Annotated in this window: 21 protein-coding genes and 1 tRNA gene; 2 read left to right on the top strand and 20 right to left on the bottom strand. The window is 33.5% G+C overall.

Annotation, left to right across the window (positions count from 1 at the left end; genetic code table 11):
* Nucleotides 1-93 precede the first annotated feature (93 nt).
* The gene (locus LUU93_RS10950; RefSeq protein WP_232681118.1) at nucleotides 94-831 is read left to right on the top strand and encodes a phage tail-like protein; all 738 of its coding nucleotides are present in this window, start codon (nucleotides 94-96) and stop codon (nucleotides 829-831) included.
* A 519-nt stretch (nucleotides 832-1,350) separates the two neighbouring features.
* On the opposite strand, the gene LUU93_RS21710 is transcribed toward LUU93_RS10950, so the two are convergent.
* From LUU93_RS21710 to LUU93_RS10970, 4 genes are all read right to left on the bottom strand, one after another.
* Nucleotides 1,351-1,920 (bottom strand): RteC domain-containing protein, encoded by a 570-nt coding sequence (locus LUU93_RS21710; RefSeq protein WP_255669457.1) that lies wholly within the window; start codon nucleotides 1,918-1,920, stop codon nucleotides 1,351-1,353.
* A gap of 134 nt (nucleotides 1,921-2,054) precedes the next feature.
* On the bottom strand, nucleotides 2,055-2,435 hold the full coding sequence (locus tag LUU93_RS10960; RefSeq protein ID WP_232681120.1) for a DoxX family protein: 381 nt from the start codon (nucleotides 2,433-2,435) through the stop codon (nucleotides 2,055-2,057).
* An 11-nt stretch (nucleotides 2,436-2,446) separates the two neighbouring features.
* A complete protein-coding gene (locus LUU93_RS10965) occupies nucleotides 2,447-2,887 on the bottom strand; it encodes a nuclear transport factor 2 family protein (protein ID WP_232681121.1) in 441 nt (146 codons plus the stop codon).
* A gap of 40 nt (nucleotides 2,888-2,927) precedes the next feature.
* Nucleotides 2,928-3,566, bottom strand: coding sequence for an NAD(P)-dependent oxidoreductase (locus tag LUU93_RS10970; RefSeq protein WP_232681122.1), 639 nt, complete (start codon nucleotides 3,564-3,566; stop codon nucleotides 2,928-2,930).
* Between the two features lie 106 nt (nucleotides 3,567-3,672).
* Here LUU93_RS10970 and LUU93_RS10975 point away from each other — a divergent pair, with 106 nt between their 5' ends.
* Nucleotides 3,673-4,071, top strand: coding sequence for a winged helix-turn-helix transcriptional regulator (locus LUU93_RS10975; protein ID WP_232681124.1), 399 nt, complete (start codon nucleotides 3,673-3,675; stop codon nucleotides 4,069-4,071).
* A gap of 94 nt (nucleotides 4,072-4,165) precedes the next feature.
* On the opposite strand, the gene LUU93_RS10980 is transcribed toward LUU93_RS10975, so the two are convergent.
* The 16 genes from LUU93_RS10980 to LUU93_RS11055 form a co-directional block, all read right to left on the bottom strand.
* Nucleotides 4,166-5,233: an alpha/beta hydrolase gene (locus tag LUU93_RS10980; protein ID WP_232681126.1), complete on the bottom strand. Its 1,068-nt coding sequence runs from the start codon at nucleotides 5,231-5,233 to the stop codon at nucleotides 4,166-4,168.
* 147 nt (nucleotides 5,234-5,380) lie between these two features.
* Nucleotides 5,381-5,941, bottom strand: a complete 561-nt coding sequence (locus LUU93_RS10985; RefSeq protein WP_232681128.1) for a YbhB/YbcL family Raf kinase inhibitor-like protein — start codon at nucleotides 5,939-5,941, stop codon at nucleotides 5,381-5,383.
* A gap of 105 nt (nucleotides 5,942-6,046) precedes the next feature.
* Nucleotides 6,047-6,874 carry a helix-turn-helix domain-containing protein gene (locus LUU93_RS10990; RefSeq protein ID WP_232681129.1) on the bottom strand — a complete coding sequence of 276 codons (828 nt, stop codon included), beginning with the start codon at nucleotides 6,872-6,874 and terminating at the stop codon, nucleotides 6,047-6,049.
* Nucleotides 6,875-7,099: 225 nt separating this feature from the next.
* Nucleotides 7,100-8,356, bottom strand: coding sequence for a site-specific integrase (locus LUU93_RS10995; RefSeq protein ID WP_232681130.1), 1,257 nt, complete (start codon nucleotides 8,354-8,356; stop codon nucleotides 7,100-7,102).
* A 277-nt stretch (nucleotides 8,357-8,633) separates the two neighbouring features.
* Nucleotides 8,634-8,718 (bottom strand) — tRNA-Ser (locus LUU93_RS11000).
* Between the two features lie 151 nt (nucleotides 8,719-8,869).
* Nucleotides 8,870-9,268, bottom strand: a complete 399-nt coding sequence (locus LUU93_RS11005; RefSeq protein WP_073487190.1) for an acyl-CoA thioesterase — start codon at nucleotides 9,266-9,268, stop codon at nucleotides 8,870-8,872.
* 5 nt (nucleotides 9,269-9,273) lie between these two features.
* Nucleotides 9,274-10,404 carry a 3,4-dihydroxy-2-butanone-4-phosphate synthase gene (ribB, locus tag LUU93_RS11010; RefSeq protein ID WP_232681131.1) on the bottom strand — a complete coding sequence of 377 codons (1,131 nt, stop codon included), beginning with the start codon at nucleotides 10,402-10,404 and terminating at the stop codon, nucleotides 9,274-9,276.
* Nucleotides 10,405-10,406: 2 nt separating this feature from the next.
* Nucleotides 10,407-11,870 (bottom strand): LptF/LptG family permease, encoded by a 1,464-nt coding sequence (locus LUU93_RS11015; protein ID WP_232681132.1) that lies wholly within the window; start codon nucleotides 11,868-11,870, stop codon nucleotides 10,407-10,409.
* Nucleotides 11,871-11,878: 8 nt separating this feature from the next.
* Nucleotides 11,879-12,505, bottom strand: a complete 627-nt coding sequence (gene lolA1, locus LUU93_RS11020; RefSeq protein WP_488936995.1) for an outer membrane lipoprotein periplasmic chaperone LolA1 — start codon at nucleotides 12,503-12,505, stop codon at nucleotides 11,879-11,881.
* A gap of 73 nt (nucleotides 12,506-12,578) precedes the next feature.
* Nucleotides 12,579-15,035 carry a DNA translocase FtsK gene (locus tag LUU93_RS11025; protein ID WP_232681133.1) on the bottom strand — a complete coding sequence of 819 codons (2,457 nt, stop codon included), beginning with the start codon at nucleotides 15,033-15,035 and terminating at the stop codon, nucleotides 12,579-12,581.
* A 13-nt stretch (nucleotides 15,036-15,048) separates the two neighbouring features.
* A complete protein-coding gene (locus LUU93_RS11030) occupies nucleotides 15,049-15,423 on the bottom strand; it encodes a diacylglycerol kinase (protein WP_053471127.1) in 375 nt (124 codons plus the stop codon).
* Nucleotides 15,424-15,436: 13 nt separating this feature from the next.
* Nucleotides 15,437-15,934 carry a thiol peroxidase gene (gene tpx / locus LUU93_RS11035; protein WP_232681135.1) on the bottom strand — a complete coding sequence of 166 codons (498 nt, stop codon included), beginning with the start codon at nucleotides 15,932-15,934 and terminating at the stop codon, nucleotides 15,437-15,439.
* Nucleotides 15,935-16,277: 343 nt separating this feature from the next.
* Entirely contained in the window at nucleotides 16,278-16,535 is a 258-nt protein-coding gene (locus LUU93_RS11040; RefSeq protein WP_008462029.1) for a DUF6952 family protein, read from the bottom strand.
* Between the two features lie 66 nt (nucleotides 16,536-16,601).
* Nucleotides 16,602-16,910: a thioredoxin family protein gene (locus tag LUU93_RS11045; protein ID WP_232681137.1), complete on the bottom strand. Its 309-nt coding sequence runs from the start codon at nucleotides 16,908-16,910 to the stop codon at nucleotides 16,602-16,604.
* Between the two features lie 226 nt (nucleotides 16,911-17,136).
* A complete protein-coding gene (locus tag LUU93_RS11050; RefSeq protein ID WP_232681139.1) occupies nucleotides 17,137-17,775 on the bottom strand; it encodes a peroxiredoxin in 639 nt (212 codons plus the stop codon).
* Nucleotides 17,776-17,900: 125 nt separating this feature from the next.
* Complete coding sequence (locus LUU93_RS11055) at nucleotides 17,901-19,514, bottom strand: glycoside hydrolase family 3 protein (RefSeq protein WP_232681140.1); 1,614 nt, start codon at nucleotides 19,512-19,514, stop codon at nucleotides 17,901-17,903.
* Nucleotide 19,515 lies beyond the last annotated feature (1 nt).

Here is a 19,515-nt window from a genome sequence, read left to right on the forward strand (position 1 = left end):
ATTTGAAATTGGCATTTCAAAATTGAAATCTTTGAGTTAAGGTTTATGATTTAGTTTGGTAAAAAACAAATATTAATTTTAAATTCATTAGTTATGAAAATCAATACCTTATTATTTATGTTTTTTTTTGTTAGTTTCCTTAATGCTCAGATAGGTATAGGTACGACTAATCCTAATGGAATATTAGATATAACTTCAAGTACACAAGGCTTCTTGATGCCCCGAGTTTCATTAACAGCATCTAACAGTGAAAGTCCGGTAACAAACCCTGCAGGAGGCTCAATCATAAATGGAACATTAGTTTATAATACAGCCACAAATGGCAGTGATGCTACTATCGTTACACCCGGTTTTTATTATTGGGACAGCACAAGTTGGGTGCGTGTAAAAAATGATTTATATTATGGTTTATATACAAATTTAGCAGGTCAGACAATAACCAGTTCAACAGGTGCTAAAGTTGCATTTGGAACTACTTTAAGTTCCTCAGGGACATCAATAGTTTACGATTCTACTAATCGGACTTTTACACTTCCGGCGGGAAAAACCTATCGAATAGATTTTGCTGTAGGATGGGTACATTTTAATAATGGGGTATTTCTCCGATTTGCTCTTTATAATGATACTACTAATACAAAAATATCGAGTGTTGCACATTGTGAGGCAGTAAACGGAGGCGCTTTTACCGGAACAACTAGTTTTTTTCATTTAGTAACTGTAGGAACAACTCCATTGGTAGTAAGTGTTAGAACCTCTACAGGAAATACTACAAATACAACCTTAGGAGATACAGAAGTAGGACCTACAATTTCTATTCAATCAATCAATTAATGTATAATTTACTTTAGTAGTGTAAAAAAAAAGAAGGAATCTGTTGGTTATTGCACCCAAGAATTGGATTTATCAGCAAACTATTTCGGAGATTTATTAAGAAAGAAATTGGTGTTTCTGCACAAGAAAAATATTTAAACTAAAAGTAATAGATATAGTCAAAGAGCGATTTTTTGATATTAATAAATTCATTAAGTGAAGTAGCTTGCTTGTGAATTAAGGTTCTAATATCTACAGCATTTTATATTCAAGCAAAAGGTTGGGAGGTCTCCAAATGAGTACAGAAATTTGAATTAATTTATTATAGGCAGTTATGATTATTAACTGCCTGTTTTTTTGCACTTTGGTTATTATTAAGTTGAAATTTATTCTTTAGTATCCTCGTATCTTCTCTTACTTTTCTATCCAAAACTTTTGTGTAGTGTTGAGTAGTCCTTAAATTTTTAGGAACAAGCTATTGAACACATTCTTAAACCTAATGTTTGCAAATTTTAGCGAGACCCTAAATTTCTATTTTTTCTAGGGTCTCGCGTTTGCTCCTTTAGAGATGGAATTCGATGAATAATTTGGTAAGTCTGTAAAAGCAAAAAACCTCGAAAATCTTATGATTTTCGAGGTTTTGATACCGTTTAGGATTTTTTTCAGCGGAGAAAAGTTGTCTAATGCCAGTTTGATGTCAAATTTACCTCTTTGAAAATATTTATAATCTAAATAGATACTTCCGGAGCGGTAATATTGATAGAATTCTAATTCGTTATCGAAGAAAGCCTTTAGTTTTGAAAGCTCATTATGATAGTATTTTTTTAGTATTCGATTTCCGCCGTTGGGTCTTTTCATTTCAACCTTATATATCATATTATAATAAATAAGTTTTGAAGTGAAAAGGGGTTTTATTTCTTTGAAAAAATGAATTTCATCTAAATCCGATTTGAAATTGCTTTTTACAACAATTTTTTTGACTGCACTTATTGATTTTAAAATAAGATCAATTGCACTCTCGCATTTTTTAATTTGATTATCTATTTCTAAATCAATGAAGTTTAATTGTTCATTAAGGGAGGAAAGCAGTAGGTTTATTTTTGAGTTCAATTTATTTAGTACATAGTTATTGTAATATTTCTATAATAACGGTAAATGCAAGTATTTTAAACAATCATAAATAAGTTGGTCTCGCACATTAAACAATAGTTCAATTTGCAAGACCAACTTATTTAATTTTAAAATTATATTTCTTTGCTAAGTTCAGTTGATTTCGGCGAACCTATAAACAATGATTTATCACGTACAAAAGCAGTAACCCAGATGAAAGCCAAAGGTACAATAGGATTGAATATAGACCCATCATGAGACAATTCAGTTGCCATTGCCCCTGCAAAATAGCATGACAATAATATAAAGCCGAGGCGCATTGTCTTTGGAAAGATAAACAAAATCGCAAATCCTATTTCCATTAAGCCGAGAGTAGTTGCCGAGTTTGGTAAATTAAATTTAACTAAACCATCTACTGACCAAGGAAGATGAATGGCTTTCATAAGACCGCTTATAAATACCATAACTGTAGTTATTGATGTTAGTACAACTGCAACAATTTTTTTTGTCTTCATAAGGATGGATATTAAACGTTTAATTCTCTAGCATCAATAATAATAAAGTAGCCTATGCGCTCCTTAATGAACCATTTTCCACCTTGAAAAACATATTTGTCGTCGTATTTAACGCTGTAATCTGTGAGAATATTTTTCCCTTCAACTTCCCGAATCATTTTCATTTGTGTAAATGATATACCAGAAGCGGTATCGCCATTAACTTCTACAGTATGTTGACCATTTAAGGTAAAGTATGTCTTCACTTGAGTTGCATGCTCATTGAAATCCTTTTCCATATTCTCTCTTCCGGAAACGCTGGATATTAGATGGTTATTCATGTAAACATCGTATTTCATGTCGGGTGTGAATAAATCCATTACTTGCGATATTTTTTTTTCATCGCCTAAAGATGCGTAGGCATCAATTAAGTTTCTTAATTCTTCTTTAGCTTTTAAAATCTCTAGTGTCATAATTTTGTTGTTTTAATTTATTTTGAAAATTTATTTATGATTAATTGCTTACAATTGGTGCTTGATGTAAATAGGTTCTATCATCAACTTGTTTGATTAGAAAGTGTGCTAAGTCTGCTCTCGAAAGCCAAAAGTTTTTAACTTTACCGTCGCCAGAATATCCGATATTGAATTTGCCTTTTGGTTTTTGGTTGCTCAATTTTGGTAGTCTTACCATTGTCCAATTAAGTTTACTATTCTCAACTGTTTTTCCTAATTCTTCAATATCCTTTAATATTGAATTTCTTGCAATAATTTTAAGAATCCAAACACCAAAATCAATCCAGAAATGAAACTTATCTTTAGTATCTCTGAAGCTTGATGATACAGCAGCGACCAATCTCTTTACGTTATTCTGATGCATCGATTTGATTATTAGTTTTACGCCTTTAGAAATCGGTAGAGACTTGTCAAAATTCATCGGACCTAATAAAGTAATTACAGCATCAGCGCCTATTATGGCTTGATTTACTTTATCCGCTTCGTCCAATTCGCCTTTTATGATTTGAAGATTTTTGTGTTGAAATGTAATCTTTTCAGGATTTCTTGCAAATACTGTAACATGATATCCTGATTCCAAAGCTTCTTTAATTGTAAGGAGTCCTGAAACACCTGTTCCTCCAAATATGGTAATATTCATAACGATTATTTTTTTCTTGTTTATAATTATTTGACAAATCTATACTATATTTGCTAACAATTTATTAGTTGTTACCTAAAGGTTAGCGACTTACAAAAGCGTACTTATGGGAAATTCAAAAGAAAATCAAATAGACAGCAAAGCATTTACTGAAGAATGTAATACAGTTTTAATGGCTGTTTCAGACGCACTTTATGCGATTGGAGGTAAATGGAAACTGATGATTATAATTTCAATGGCAAGAGGAAACAAAAGATTCACTGAAATCCAGCGACAAGTAAGTGGTATTTCAGCAAGAGTACTTTCAAGTGAACTTAAAGAATTGGAAATGAATGGATTTATCATAAAGAAAGTTGCTGTTGGATATCCGATAACAATTGAATATGAATTATTGCCTTATAGCCATACACTCGAAGAGGTTGTTGGGGCTATGACAAAATGGGGTATGCAGCACCGTCAAAAAATAAAAGATGAAACAGCTGTAAGTGCTTCCAAGAAAGTTTAAGAAAGAGTGTAACTAAAGTTACCTAAAAAAGGCTGAAGTTTGCGCTTCAGCCTTTTTTATTGAACTCCCTCAAACTCTATAAATTCTTAAAATATTATATCAAATTTTTCTTAAAAAATGCTTCCAATTTATCGAACGGAATAATATCAACTTTATCATACAAGTCAACATGGACAGCATTTGGAATAATTATCAATTCTTTTGGTTCTGCTGCCATTTTGTAAATGTCTTCACTGAAGTATCTTGAGTGTGCATTTTCGCCAGCGATTAGCAACATTGGTCTTGGCGAAATCTCTTTAATGTATGTTAGCAACGGCATATTCATAAAAGATAATGGATTAGTAATCAACCAAGACCCATTTGAATTTACCGAGTTAGGATGAAATCCACGAGGAGTACAGTAATAATTAAAGTAATCTACCACAAACTGAGGCTCTCCGCCAACCAATTTTGCAGGTAAAACGCGTGGACCGGCAGCAGGAGTACCATTTTCTGCATCTTTCCAACGTTGCTCACTCATTTGCTCCAGACCTGCTGTACGTTGTTCTAGTGTCATTGAATCATTGTAACCTTTTGACATAACTCTAGTCATATCATACATACTCGTTGTAGCTACAGCTTTAACACGTTTGTCAACAGCAACCGCATTTAATGCCATTCCTGCCATTCCACAAATACCAATGATACCAATTCGTTCCCTATTAACAAATGTCTGTAATCCTAGATAGTCGACAGCCGCACCAAAATCTTCGGTATTAATATCAGGTGATGCAACGTTACGAGGCATACCTCCGCTTTCGCCAGTGTAGGATGGGTCAAATGCTAATGTCGCAAAACCACGTTCAGCCATAATTTGGGCATAAAGTCCAGAAGATTGCTCTTTTACTGCACCAAAAGGTCCAGAAATGGCAAGTGCTGATAAGGTTTCTTTTCCACGATTTTTTGGAAGATATAAATCTCCTACTAACGAAATTCCATAGCGATTTTTAAAAGTTACTTTTTCTCTTGTAACTTTATCGCTTAATTTGAAGGTGTAATGATCTTGATTGTTTGAAGTTTCCATATTCTTTTCTTTTTGATTTAATTTTGTTTTACTGTTCTGACCGTATGCCTGTCCCAATATCATTATTGAAACGATGACAATAAATTTTAATATTTTCATACTTTTTAATTTTATGTTTATTATTTTTCTATATATCAAAATCACAACGACAGTCCACTAGACATCTAACAGCAATCTATCATATTTTGATGTTTTAAGTTGTAGATTTTACTTTTCGAATACAAGTTATTTTACCACTTTTACTTCTTAGTATTGGTCATAGAAGACTAAACTTGCTTGAGCAAGTGCGTTTTTAAAGAGGTTAAATCCAACACCCGGCGGAAGTGTATTTTCATTCAAACCTAAGTGATCTGTCTTTAATGCATATATAGTTATCGTATACTTATGGATTCCTGTGTTTGGAGGGGGACACGAACCTCCATATCCCGGAACACCAAAGTCCGTTAAGGATTGTATTGCTCCTTTTGGTGTGAGTTTGGCAGAAATGTTTCCTGCACCTGAGACCAGTTCGTTGACATTTGCAGGTATATCAAAAACTATCCAGTGCCACCATCCACTGCCAGTAGGAGCATCAGAGTCGAACATTGTAATGGCAAAACTCTTAGTGTCCTGTGGAGCATTTTGCCAAGATATTTGCGGTGATTGGTTTTCGCCATTGCAGCCAAGACTGTTTAGTCTCTCTTTTGCAGTTGCCTGTCCTTGAAGATTTTTACTGGTAAGTGTAAATGTTTTCTGGGCAAAAGTAGCGGTTCCCGTAACTAGGCAAATTATTAATATTGTAATCCTTTTTATTCTTAAATTTTTCATTTTACTTCGTTTTAAATTACAAAGCAAAATTACACTAAGAGCTTTTCAACGACATTGCTAAGAGGCTCAATTTTATTTGTTATAAAGCTCAAATTCATGAATAAACTATACTTTATTTGGGGAGACTCCGTATTGTTTTTTAAAAGCAATAGAAAAATGTGAAGGATTTTTAAAACCGACCTCTACATATACATCATTTACTTTTTTACCATCCTCTTTTAGCTTAATGTAAGCAGCCTCTAATCTCCTTTTGATTAACCATTTTTGAGGTGTGAGGTTACTAATTCTTGAAAAGTCACGTTTAAATGTTGCCAGACTTCTGCCTGTATAGGATGCAATCTGTTCCATCGTAAGATCTTCTGTGTAGTTTTTGTTCAAGAAGTCAAGTATATCTACTTTCCACGGTTCGGTGAAGTCAAAAAGAATGGGAAAAAAAATATCGGAGTTATTCAATATAGCGTAAATACCTTCCAAAAGCTTTAAATTTATTATGACTTCTGTAGGTTTTACATTCTCATCAAAATAAGGTGTTAGAGATTGAAACAAGCTAATAATGTCAGCTTGGGGATTTATTTTAAAAATACCTTTCTCTGTTAATTCATATTTTTTTGGTAATTTGTCTTTATCCATTTTAGCATAAAACTCCCGTAATACAGTCCGATTGAAGACAAGAGAAATTCCTTTGTAAGAATCTTTTCCTTTACTCTTCTTGTACATAACAGCACGGTGATTTCGTCGGATAAAGACACATTCACCTGCTTTAATATTAATTCTTTCTTTATCGTTTTCGATGGTTTGCTGACCTGAATATAGATAGGATAATATATGTTCGGGTGCAGCTTCTACACATTTTTCAGCTTGTTCATTAAAGCATGACAAAAATATGCCCGAATAGCTTATTACTTTTAAGTCTTCATTTTGCTTTGTATCCATATAATGTCAATTTTTCAATTAAACTTTTAACAAAGATAGGTGTTAAGTAATAAAATTACTTTGTTATAAGGCTCAAATAGTATTGCTGAGAGGTTCACTTTGAATTTTATTTGCTTCACAAACTACTATTTACCAATATATAAGGATTTGTTACGAAGAAATGTTGTAATTCAAATAAAAGTAAATGGAATTACTAAAATTTAGCATTGATAAAATTTGAGACCACTAAGATGATTTCGTTGTTGCACTTTGGTTACTCACGTTGAGAAATTTATTCTTCAATATCATCATATCCTCACTTACTTTTCTATCCAACACTTTTGCATAGTGTTGAGTTGTTCTCAAATTCTTATGCCCAAGCATTTTACTAACACTTTCAATGGGAACTCCATTTGTAAGTGTTACAGTTGTTGCAAAAGTATGTCGGGCGATGTGAAAAGTAAGTTCTTTATCAATCTCACAAACACCTGCAATCTCTTTTAAATAAGCATTCATCTTTTGGTTTGATAGAATAGGGAGTAGTTTATTATTTCCTATACATTGAGGATGATTTTCGTATTTATCGATTATTACTTGTGTAAGCGGTAGAATAGGAATCTTTGAAGCACTCTCTGTTTTTTGACGATGGGTAAAAATCCATTTCTCTCCATCAATACCGATGCTTATATGGGATTTTGTCAAGTTTTTGACATCAATGTAAGCCAGCCCCGTAAAACAGCTGAAAAGGAATATATCACGTACAAGTGATAATCTTTCCGTTTTTAAATCTTTTTCAATGATACTTTGAACTTCTTGTTCAGTTAAATATACTAAATATACACGTTCAACTTCTTTAACTTTCGATTTATAGTTGGCAAAAGGATTTTTGTCTAACCAATCATTTGCCAAACAAATTTTGATTATTTTGCTGAAATTCTTGATGTATTTTACGGCTGTATTATTGGCACAATTTCTAACGCTTCTCAAATAGAATTCATAATCAGAAATAAAGGCATGATTTATTTTCGTAATTTCTATATCGGATACATTGTATTTCCATTCCAAAAACTCAACGGTATGCTTTAACGAAGTAGTGTAGCGTTCTAATGTTCCGGGAGCATATTCTTTGCCTACCAGTTCTTTAATTTTATTGTTGTGGTCTTGGAAGATAGGAACAAGCATACGCTGTTTTTCTTCTGAACCAAATAGCTTGTCTTTAAAATTATCAATGCTCAAATCTTCACCCTTATGGATAAGCTCCATTTGAATATCTAGTACTTTAGATTTCATCAAGTCAAGATAACTATTAATTGAACGGGCTTCTTCTGTAGTACCTTTCATTTTAGACGCTTCTGACGACCATCTGCTAGGGTCAATGAATTTTTTCGTACTGAATTCTGTTCTATCTCCGTTTACTGTAAGACGGACATAAATTGGAAATTGCCCTTTGGCGTTAACCTTGGTAGATTTTGCATAGAAATGCAGGTTTACTTTTGCTTTCATTTTACTGACTGATTAATTATTTTTCAAGTTAAATTCCTAATCCAAGCCAGACAAGATGTTTACTGAGTGAACAAGCTATTGAACACGTTGTTAACCCCAATGTTTGCAAGGGGTAAAGGATTTTAGCGAGACCCTAGATTTCTAGTTTTTTCTAGGGTCTCGCGTTTGCCCCTTTAGAGATGGAATTCGATGAATAATTTGGTAAGTCTGTAAAAGCAAAAAACCCCGAAAATCATAGGATTTTCGAGGTTTTGATACCGTTTAGGATTTTTTTCAGCGGAGAAAGAGGGATTCGAACCCCCGGACCTGTTACAGTCAACAGTTTTCAAGACTGCCGCATTCGACCGCTCTGCCATTTCTCCAGTATGTCGCTATCATTTCGTGATTGCGAGTGCAAATATAAGACGGTTTTTCGGTTCTCAAAACTTTTTTTAGACTTTTTTTGAAACTTTTTTTAAATAATTTTCAAGTATCTAATTATCAGTATTTCCGAAAAATAGATTTTAGAAAAAATTAATCCAAGTTGTCCAAAATTGGTGTTGGTTTCTTGTTTTCATCGACAGCAACAAACGAGAAAGTTCCTGAAACTACCGTTTCGCGAAGCTCAGAATACATTTGCTCCATAAAAATATCAACGTGAATTTTACAGCTCGTTCTTCCAACGCTGTCAACTTTTGCCACTAATTCGATTAAAGTACCGGCCGGAATCGCTTTTTTAAAGTCGATTTGACCTGTTGATATCGTAACTACTTTTTTACGACTGAAACGAGTAGCACAAATAAAAGCCACTTCGTCCATTAAATGAAGCGCAGTTCCTCCAAATAAAGTATCATAATGATTCGTTGTACTTGGGAAAACTGCTTTGAAAATATGTGTTTCAGATTTTAAAATTCTTTCTTCTAATGTACCCATAAAGATTAGTAAGTTACGTATTCAGTGATTTCAAGGCCATATCCAATCATTCCAACACGTTTTGTTTGTTCCGTGTTCGAAACCAGTCTAATCTTAGAAATATCAATATCGTGAAGGATTTGAGCCCCAATCCCGTAATCTTTACTGTCTATGATGACTTTCGGCGCTTTTAATGTTCCTTGAGCTTGTAATGTTTTAAGCTCAGAAATTCTGTTTAATAAATTTACAGCCGTCATATCCTGATTGATAAAAATAACAGCACCTTTTCCATTCTCATTAATTACTTTAAACATATCGTCTAACTGCTGTTCTGCATTATTAGTCAATGTTCCTAATAAGTCATTATTTACCTGCGAAGAGTGAATTCTTGTCAAAATAGGCTCTCCAAGGTTCCATGTTCCTTTAGTTAAAGCAATATGAATTTGTTTATTTGTAGTCTGCTCGTAAGCTCTTAATCTAAAAGTTCCAAAACGGGTTTCGATATCAAAATCTTCTTTTTTAATGATAAGGCTGTCATGCTGCATTCTGTAAGCAACCAAATCTTCAATCGAAACTAATTTTAAATCAAATTTCTTAGCCACTTTTATAAGTTCAGGCAAACGAGACATTGTTCCGTCTTCATTCAAAATTTCGCAGATAACACCAGCAGGTTTGAAACCTGCTAATCTTGCAAAATCAATTGCAGCTTCCGTATGTCCTGTTCTTCTTAAAACACCACCTTGTTTAGCAATCAAAGGAAAAATATGTCCCGGGCGAGCTAAATCATGCGGTTTTGTATTTGGATCAACTAGAGATTGTACCGTTTTAGACCTGTCAGCAGCAGAAATACCGGTTGTAACACCATTTCCTTTTAAATCAACAGAAACCGTAAAAGCAGTTTCCATATGATCTGTATTATTGGTAACCATGGCACGTAAATCAAGTTCCTTGCAGCGGCTTTCTGTAAGTGGTGTACAGATTAATCCGCGTCCGTGTGTAGCCATGAAATTGATCATATCAGGAGTAACTTTTTCGGCTGCGGCTAAAAAGTCACCTTCATTTTCGCGATCTTCATCATCAACTACAATGATTACTTTACCTTGACGAATATCTTCTATAGCTTCTTCAATGGTATTAAGTTGAATTTTTGTTGACATAATTATTGTTTGTTTTGAGCTGGTGAAAACCGCTCGGAAATTTTTTGAAATAGTTGTGATATTGGGGTCGTTATCGCATCAAAATTAATCAATCCGTTATCGTTTGTGGCACGATAAGTTAATAATACTGCTAATGGAGAAAGAATAAACGACGACATCCAAGAACCCATAAAAGGAGTCATTCCGCCTTCCTGCGATAATCTTTTTCCAAAAGTATTAATGAAATGAAAAGTAATAAAAATTAATACCGCAAAAACAATTGGTAAACCAAGTCCGCCTTTTCTGATAATCGCCCCCAGAGGTGCACCAATAAAAAACATTAAAAAACATGCAAAAGCTATAACAAACTTCTCATACAATGCTGTTAAGTGTTTGTTGATATCACGCTGTTTGTCCTTTAAATCTTTTTGGGTTGATTCAATAGAGAAGATGTTGCTGGTAACATTACTGCCTGCCATTTTAAGGACATCAACTTTCTGTTTATTTGTGTATAAAGACAAAAGATCATTTGGTAAAGTCTTTTTCTTTTTTTCTTTTTTATCTGGATTAATTAGAGTGCTTGATTTTCTAAATCCAACACGCTGATTTATATTCTCTGAAAATGATATAATCTCATTATCCAGGTTCTTGTTTAAAGAATCTAAAGTATAACGCAATTCATTAACATTAAGCATGGCATTTGTACCGGCGATACTTTCTTTACTGTCGTCAACTTTGTTTAATTCAGATAAATCGATGTTAATGATATGTGTTTTAAAAGCTCCTTTAATAAAAGGAAGTTTAGCACGGTCTTCATATTTTTTTGGAGTAACATCCTGATAGTAGTAACCATCGTTTAAAACAAGTTTCAAAATACTCGATTTTTCGTTGCTGATTAATTCTCCATCTTTGGCTTTAATAACAGTTTTGTTTTCTCCAAAATTATTAGCCTTTTCGTGAATAGTAACGCCTGTCAGAATATTTCCGTTTTCACCAGATTTTTTGTTTACCTTAATGTTGTAGGTTCCAACATCATTAAATTGACCTTCGGCAATTGCCATAGCAGGTTTTGCCTGTGCGATATTTTTACGGAAGTTCACAAATTTATATTCAGCAAAAGGAATAACATTATTGGCAAACCAAAACGCTACAATACTCAAAACGAATATAAAAATAATTAAAACACGCATTGCTCTTTGAAGTGAGATTCCGGAAGATTTCATGGCAGCAAATTCATAATTCTCTGCTAAATTTCCGAAAGTCATAATCGAAGCTAAAAGAACCGAAAGCGGTAAAACCAGCGGGATAATACGTGGCATAGAAAAAAGCAGGAATTTCACGACCAATATTAAGTCGAGATCTTTACCTGCCAGTTCTGATATAAATAGCCATACTGTCTGCAGTATGAATATGAAAAAAAGAATTACAAATACCGTAGTAAATGTAACTAAAAAAGTTTTTAATAAGTATTTGTCTAGAATTTTCAACCTTCTGATTAATCTAATTTATTGATGTAGTATTTCGGGTATTTACTCGCTACAAAGGTAAATTGATTTTTTGATAATGGCTGATTGGTTTTAAAAGAATTAACGGTTAAAGTTGTTTTTGTTCCGTTTTTTCCAGTTTCAATCAAATTATAGATGTGTTTTGTCTGAACATCAATGCCTAAAAGAATTTCTTTTCTTTGATCTTTTCCGGTAGTTGGTACTAATTTAATGTATTGAATCTTTCTTCCTTTTACATTTTGTACAATATCCATATTGTATTTGTAACCAGAATTAAAGAAAGTAAGCATTTTTGAAGGTGTGATAGCATTGTCGTCTTTTTCGTTTACTTTAGAAACTGTAACTTCTTCGTCTTCAGGAACAATTGTATACGTCTTTTGTCCGTCAAAAATTTTGGTAACACCCATAAAATTCAATACATATTGATTTCCTTTCATGGTTACATTTCCTTTACTATCTTGGTTAATATTCTCTTTTGCATTATTTAGAGAGTATTTAAAATCAATAACAATATTATCGTAGCTTTTTATTTTTGCAGTCACTTCGTTCAATAAATCTTTGGCTTTTTTATCCTGAGCTTGAATAGAAGTGAAACTCAAAAGCAATATAACTGCCATTTGAAAACACTTTTTAGTCATGTTAGTGATAGAATTGTTTTTGATTTCCTGAATGTTTGTTCTCATGATTGGATTAATTTTGTTCATTATTAAAGAATTGATCAAGAGCACTTAAGTCTAAAATGTTCACACTTCTTGCTTTACTGCCTTCAAACGGTCCAACAATTCCTGCTGCTTCCAGCTGATCGATCAAACGACCGGCTCTGTTGTAACCTAATTTTAATTTTCTTTGCAGTAATGAAGCAGAACCCTGCTGTGCATTAACAATAATCTCTGCAGCTTCTCTAAATAAGGTATCTCTTTCGGAAATATCCATATCAAGATTGATGCCAGTTTCTTCTCCAATGAACTCTGGAAGCAAATATGCTGTGGCATACGCCTTTTGAGAACCAATAAAATCTGTAATTTTTTCGACTTCCGGCGTGTCAATAAAAGCACATTGAACACGTGTTACGTCATTTCCATTTGTATACAATAAATCTCCTCGTCCAATTAACTGGTCAGCTCCCTGAGTATCTAAAATTGTTCTCGAGTCAATTTTTGAAGTTACCCTAAATGCAATTCTCGCAGGGAAATTGGCCTTAATTAAACCTGTAATAACGTTTACAGAAGGTCTTTGTGTAGCAATAATTAAGTGAATACCAATAGCACGCGCCAGCTGAGCTAAACGAGCAATTGGAACTTCGACTTCTTTTCCTGCCGTCATAATCAAATCAGCGAACTCGTCGACAACCAAAACGATGTAAGGTAAAAACCGATGTCCGGCTTCCGGATTTAATTTTCTTGCTTTGAATTTCTCGTTGTATTCTTTAATATTACGGACCATCGCATCTTTTAATAAAGAATAACGGTTGTCCATTTCGGTACAAAGTGAATTCAGAGTATTAACCACTTTTGCGTTATCAGTAATAATAGCGTCTTCTGTATCTGGAAGTTTTGCTAAATAATGTCTTTCTATTTTATTAAAAAGTGTAAGCTCAACTTTTTTCGGATCGACCAAAACAAATTTTACTTCTGCCGGATGTTTTTTGTATAAAAGCGAAGTTAAAACCGCATTTAATCCAACCGATTTTCCTTGTCCTGTTGCACCCGCCATCAATAAGTGAGGCATTTTGGCAAGATCGACCACAAAAGTCTCGTTCGAAATGGTTTTTCCTAAAGCAATTGGCAGTTCCATTTCAGCTTCCTGAAATTTCGCAGCGCCAATAACACTTTTCATAGAAACCATAGTTGGAGTCTTGTTTGGAACCTCGATACCAATTGTTCCTTTTCCTGGAATTGGTGCAATAATACGAATTCCTAAAGCCGATAATGACAAAGCAATATCGTCTTCTAAACTCTTAATTTTAGAGATTCTGATTCCGGCTTCCGGTACAATTTCATATAAAGTTACCGATGGACCTACGGTTGCTTTAATCTGTGCAATTTCAATTTTGTAGTTACGAAGCGTATCTACAATTTTATTTTTGTTTTCTTCTAATTCTTCCTGATTAATTGTAATTCCGCCAGTCGAATATTCTTTTAATAAATCGATAGTTGGGAATTTATAATTGGATAAATCCAAAGTTGGATCAAATAATCCGAAATCAGCAACTAGGCGAGAAGCAAGGTTTTCTTCAATAATATCTTCTTCTTCGGCTTTTTCAATAACAAATTCTTCTGTGTGTACAGGAGGAGTTTCTGTTACCGGATTTACGTTCATTTGTACAGGTTTTAAAACCGGATTCAAATCAATTTCAGACGAATGATTGATAGTTGGTTTTAAAGCTTCTTTGTTGATTTCGAATTTAGAATCATCTGTTTTTAAATGAATATTATCCAGTTCAGGATCTTCTTCAATTGCAAATTCTTCTAAATTATAAGCGCTTTCAGGTTCTAAATCCTGCTGCGGTTTTTTGATAGAATTTAATTCAGATTTTAATTCATTTTTAGTTGAATCAAAATAAGACTGTATTTTTTCCGGAGATACTTTTATTTTGAAAATCAAATAAACGATCAGTCCAAAAAGTAAGCTCAATAAAGTTCCGGTTTTCCCGATATAATCCTGAAGGAAAAGATTTAATTCATAACCAATTGTTCCTCCTAATTCTGGTGCCGAAGTAGCAAAAAAGCCAAATAAAATAGAAACAACGATAATGGCAAATAAATCCCAGAACCAAGTATTTTTTAATTTTTTGGTCGAAAGTTCTAATGCCAGAAATAATCCGGTTAAAAAGAATAAACGAACAATTATAAAGGAGGCAAGGCCGAAGCCTCTGTAAACAATTAAATCAGCGAGATAAGCCCCAAATTTTCCGAGCCAGTTTTGTACTACTTCGTCACGATCACCAATTTGAGTAACCGCACTTTGGTCTGTCTGCCATTGCCCGTTGATATAAAAAGAAATAAATGCAACTAATAATGCAATAGAAAAGAGTATCAAAAGGCAGCCCAGCACAAATTTTTGCTGCTTGGATAATGTCCAGGATCTAATGCCTGCGACTTTTGATTCGGTTTTTTTGTCTACAGTTTCTTTTTTTGTTTTTGCCATTCTTGCGTTCCGCCTATATAAATTTTGGAATATAAATTATCAAACCAATTGCTATTGCTGTCATGGCGGCAAAAAATACCGCTCCAGCAGCAATATCTTTAATAAACCCAATTCGTCTGCTGTAATCGGGGTGGATAAAATCGGCGATTTTTTCAACTGCCGTATTTAATCCTTCAATGCTTAAAACCAAACCAATGGCTAAGGTTTGACATAGCCATTCGGTTTGAGAAATATGAAAATAGAACCCGGCAATGGTCATAATAATTCCCAATGAGAATTGGACCATAACGCTGTGTTCTGTTCTTATCAATTTTACAGCTCCTTTAAAAGCGTAAGTTACACTCTTTAAACGACCTGTAACAAAGGTATTATCTTTTTGAAACTCCATTTAGTGGAAAATATTATAGTGCTGCTAAAGCCGCTTCGTAATTTGGTTCGTTTGCAATTTCAGCAACTTGTTCTGTATGAGTAATTGTTCCATCAGCATCAACTACAATAATAGCCCTTGAATGTAAACCCGCTAAAGGTCCGTCAACAATTTCTAAACCGTTTGCTTTACCAAAACTTCCTGTTTGAAAATCAGATAAATTAACTACATTTTCTAAACCTTCTGCACCGCAAAAACGTTTTTGAGCAAAAGGTAAATCTCTTGAAATACATAAAACAGTTGTATTTTCTAATCCGCTTGCACTTTGGTTGAATTTTCTAACAGACGTTGCACAAGTTCCTGTGTCAACACTTGGAAAGATGTTTAAAACTAATTTTTTACCAGCGAAGTTACTTAAAGAAGCAACTGATAAATCGTTTTGTATTAATTTGAAGTCAGCCAATTTTGAACCAACTGCTGGTAATTCGCCTGATGTATGAACCGGATTTCCTCCTAATGTGATTGAAGCCATGATTTTTGTTTAAATTAATGAGGCTCAAAAGTAAGGATTAATATTTGAATCTAAAAGTATTTGTTAAGGGTTTAAGGTGAGATTAAGGAGGTGAATTTTTATTTGGTTTCCGGATAGATTGAACGCGGGTGACACGGATTTGCTTACGCCAAAATGTGGATCTAAACGGATTTATTTCTTTTGTCTTTACGTATGAAACAAAAAAATCCGTTTAAATCTGCGACTTCACGAAGTGAATCCGCGTTATCCGTGTGCCATTTTACTACAACAAAAAAAAGCGTCTCAAAAATGAAACGCTTTCTCAGTCATGTTTTTTTGTTTTTTATTTGAAAAAGAGGTCAATTTATTTATCGATTGAACCTAAAACACGTTTCATAAATGTATTTAAAGCTTCTTTTTTATCTGTTCCCTGAGCTACAAGTTTTTGTACTTCAAGAGCACCGTACATATTCGAAATCAATTCGCCAATTACATCTAATTCTTCATCTTTAAGAGAAGGAATTTCGGTCATAGCTTCAAGAACTTCGATCGTTTCGATGATATAATCCTGATCGTTTTCTTCGATAAATTGTGTTAAATGCTTTATTACTGGTAATTTCATAATTTTTTGTTTAAGCGTTAAATCGTTTTTTTGTTTAATCGATTAAACGAATAAACAAATAACCAATTAAACAATAGCGTTTACTAAGTCGATTAAAACTTCTTGTTTGTTAGTCTGCGTTTCGCCAACTAACTGTCCGTTTACAAAAGTTGCAAATGTTGGCAGGTTGCTTACATTAGCTAATTTTCTTGATTCAGGAGAATTTTCTGCATCAACCAAAACAAAAGTGATAGCTTCATTTTCTGCTGCTAATTTTTTGAATTTTGGTTTCATAATACGGCAGTTTCCACACCATGATGCTGAATATTGTACTACTACTTTTTCGTTTTTAGCAACTAAATCTGCTAACGTATCTTCGTTTAAGTCGATTAACATTTCTTTATTTTTTAAGGTTCAAAGTTACAAAGGTTCAAAGGCTCAAAGTTTTTTAAACTGTATAAGAAATCACAACAAATTACATTTGTTGTTTGAGACCGATAAAATTCTTTGGTATTTTTTTTAGAGGAGAATTAAAGTAACAAAGGTTCAATGGGATAATTTTTTAAGCAGCAAAAAAACTTTGCAACTCTGTGCCTTTGAACCTTTGTACCTTTATAAAAAATTAGTTTGCGCTTAAGTATTCAGCAGTACTAATTCTGTCAGCAGACATAGCTTCTTTACCAGCTTCCCAGTTTGCAGGGCAAACTTCACCTTTAGTCTGGATATGAGTGTAAGCGTCAACCATTCTTAAGTATTCGTTTACGTTACGTCCTAATGGCATATCGTTTACACTTTCGTGGAAAATTTTTCCAGTTTCATCAATAAGGTAAGTAGCTCTGTAAGTTACATTTGAACCTTCGATGATAACTGAATCAGTCTCTTCGCTGTAGCTTGTAGATTCGATATCAAGAATACCTAAAATGTTAGCTAAGTTACGGTTTGTATCAGCTAAAATTGGGTAAGTAACACCTTCGATTCCACCATTGTTTTTTGGAGTATTTAACCAAGCAAAGTGAACTTCGTTTGTGTCACAAGAAGCACCAATTACGATAGTATTTCTTTTTTCAAATTCTGGTAATGCAGCTTGAAAGGCGTGTAATTCAGTTGGACAAACAAAAGTGAAATCTTTTGGGTACCAAAACAATAATACTTTTTTGTTGTTGTTTACTGCTTCTTCAAAAATGTTGATTTTTAAATTGTCACCCATTTCTGAGATAGCATCTACTGCAATACTTGGGAATTTTTTTCCTACTAAAGACATATTTTTCGTTTTACGTTAAAAATTTATTTCTGGTGCAAAAGTAGGGTATAAGTTCAGATTCTTACAATAAGACGTGATTATAAAAATTTATAAGTTGATAAATTTTGACTATTTAATGTTTTAACTTATTGGATATCAATATTTACCGGAAGAGTGCCGTTTAAAGAAATTTTATTTAAAAATTGAATTGCTGCTGTTTTTTGAAATTCTTCAAAATCCTGATACGCCTGAACCAATCCTGAAGCCTTTTTTAAATTCGGAATTATTGGTAAAGCATACGGATTTCCGAAAACGTAAACGATGCATTTTTTTGTTTGAAGTAAATCAGAAAGCAGCTCTAAAACTGCATTGTCAATTTCGAAATTATTTGCTGGCTTTGCTTTAGGAACAAATAATGAAATTAAGATTGTTTCGAAATTTTCTAATTGTTTTTTGATAGATGAAATATCCGAAACCTCTAAATTTTCTAAAGCAAATTCAGGTGAAGGTAATTTTGAATTTAAAGTTTTAAAGAAAATATTTTCGGTATTTTTATATAAATTCAGTTTGGCTAATTTGTCGTTTTTCTGTGCTTCAAATGCCAATTCTGAATTTGAATTATCAATAATGGCTGTGATCACATTTTGAGCAATCTGTAGATTTAGTTCAGATGTTTTTTCAAAATTTAATTCGCCTGAAGAAGCAGTGTTTCCAGAAAGAATTCCTGCTTTTTCTTTAGCTTTCATGATTCTGTTATAGCTTTCGAATATACGGTCTGGTGATGCATTCCTAAAGATAGCTTCGATTCCTTCGGGAACATTTTCGGCGAAGCATAAAATATCATTTCCGGCATTAAAAGCTTCCCATTCCAACTGACCTTTAGTCTCGTATAATTTAGAAACGCTGTGCATATTTAAAGCATCAGAAATTACCAAACCATCATAACCTAATTTGTCTCGTAAAAGATCCTGAATAACTGCTTTTGATAAGGTTGCCGATGTATCTTTTCCATCATTTAAACTTGGAACAGCCAAATGTCCAATCATAATCGAATCGACATTGTTTTCAATTCCTTTAATGAATGGATACAATTCATTTTCTAATAATTCTTCCAGCGTTTCTTTTAAAACCGGTAGTCCTAAATGCGAATCGACATTGGTATTTCCGTGTCCGGGAAAATGTTTCAGACAGCCTAAAACGCCAGCTTCAGACATTCCGTTTAAATATTCAACAGCAAAACTGGCTACTTTTTCTTTGTTTTCACCAAAAGAACGATACCCAATAACAGGATTATTCGGATTATTATTTATATCTGCCAAAGGCGATAAATTATACTGAATTCCGGCAGCTTTTAAATCTAAACCTATTTGTTTTCCAACTTCGTAAACCAAATCAGATTTGTTTTCAGGCAAAGCACCAAGTGTAATTGCATACGGATATTGCGGTGTTTTTTCGATACGCATTGCCAAGCCCCATTCGGCATCAATACTGATTAAAAGTGGAGTAGAAGCGGCTTTTTGGTAACGAACGATGAGTTCTTTTATTTTTTGATAGCTGTCATCATTAAAAACAACTTTTTTCTTGCTTTCATAATTTGTTGCAGCGCTCGCGCGGCTGTGAAAAAAGGTCAATCCGCCAATATTGTGTTCCTTTATTAAACGTTCGGTTTCCTGGATATTTTCTTCGGTATCGTTAATAAAAACGGCAGGAAAAAAGAATTGTCCTATTTTTTGTCGTAATGCTTCGGCGGTAATTTTCATT

This window comes from Flavobacterium soyae (genome assembly GCF_021245985.1).
Lineage (GTDB): Bacteria > Bacteroidota > Bacteroidia > Flavobacteriales > Flavobacteriaceae > Flavobacterium > Flavobacterium soyae.

Excerpts from the sequence above, each read along its gene's own strand:
- LUU93_RS10950 (WP_232681118.1), top strand. The coding sequence starts at position 94 with ATGAAAATCAATACCTTATTATTTATGTTTTTTTTTGTTAGTTTCCTT.
- LUU93_RS10960 (WP_232681120.1), bottom strand. The coding sequence starts at position 2,435 with ATGAAGACAAAAAAAATTGTTGCAGTTGTACTAACATCAATAACTACA.
- LUU93_RS10965 (WP_232681121.1), bottom strand. The coding sequence starts at position 2,887 with ATGACACTAGAGATTTTAAAAGCTAAAGAAGAATTAAGAAACTTAATT.
- LUU93_RS10970 (WP_232681122.1), bottom strand. The coding sequence starts at position 3,566 with ATGAATATTACCATATTTGGAGGAACAGGTGTTTCAGGACTCCTTACA.
- LUU93_RS10975 (WP_232681124.1), top strand. The coding sequence starts at position 3,673 with ATGGGAAATTCAAAAGAAAATCAAATAGACAGCAAAGCATTTACTGAA.
- LUU93_RS10980 (WP_232681126.1), bottom strand. The coding sequence starts at position 5,233 with ATGAAAATATTAAAATTTATTGTCATCGTTTCAATAATGATATTGGGA.
- LUU93_RS10985 (WP_232681128.1), bottom strand. The coding sequence starts at position 5,941 with ATGAAAAATTTAAGAATAAAAAGGATTACAATATTAATAATTTGCCTA.
- LUU93_RS10990 (WP_232681129.1), bottom strand. The coding sequence starts at position 6,874 with ATGGATACAAAGCAAAATGAAGACTTAAAAGTAATAAGCTATTCGGGC.
- LUU93_RS10995 (WP_232681130.1), bottom strand. The coding sequence starts at position 8,356 with ATGAAAGCAAAAGTAAACCTGCATTTCTATGCAAAATCTACCAAGGTT.
- LUU93_RS11005 (WP_073487190.1), bottom strand. The coding sequence starts at position 9,268 with ATGGGTACATTAGAAGAAAGAATTTTAAAATCTGAAACACATATTTTC.
- ribB (WP_232681131.1), bottom strand. The coding sequence starts at position 10,404 with ATGTCAACAAAAATTCAACTTAATACCATTGAAGAAGCTATAGAAGAT.
- lolA1 (WP_488936995.1), bottom strand. The coding sequence starts at position 12,505 with ATGGCAGTTATATTGCTTTTGAGTTTCACTTCTATTCAAGCTCAGGAT.
- LUU93_RS11025 (WP_232681133.1), bottom strand. The coding sequence starts at position 15,035 with ATGGCAAAAACAAAAAAAGAAACTGTAGACAAAAAAACCGAATCAAAA.
- LUU93_RS11030 (WP_053471127.1), bottom strand. The coding sequence starts at position 15,423 with ATGGAGTTTCAAAAAGATAATACCTTTGTTACAGGTCGTTTAAAGAGT.
- tpx (WP_232681135.1), bottom strand. The coding sequence starts at position 15,934 with ATGGCTTCAATCACATTAGGAGGAAATCCGGTTCATACATCAGGCGAA.
- LUU93_RS11040 (WP_008462029.1), bottom strand. The coding sequence starts at position 16,535 with ATGAAATTACCAGTAATAAAGCATTTAACACAATTTATCGAAGAAAAC.
- LUU93_RS11045 (WP_232681137.1), bottom strand. The coding sequence starts at position 16,910 with ATGTTAATCGACTTAAACGAAGATACGTTAGCAGATTTAGTTGCTAAA.
- LUU93_RS11050 (WP_232681139.1), bottom strand. The coding sequence starts at position 17,775 with ATGTCTTTAGTAGGAAAAAAATTCCCAAGTATTGCAGTAGATGCTATC.
- LUU93_RS11055 (WP_232681140.1), bottom strand. The coding sequence starts at position 19,514 with ATGAAAATTACCGCCGAAGCATTACGACAAAAAATAGGACAATTCTTT.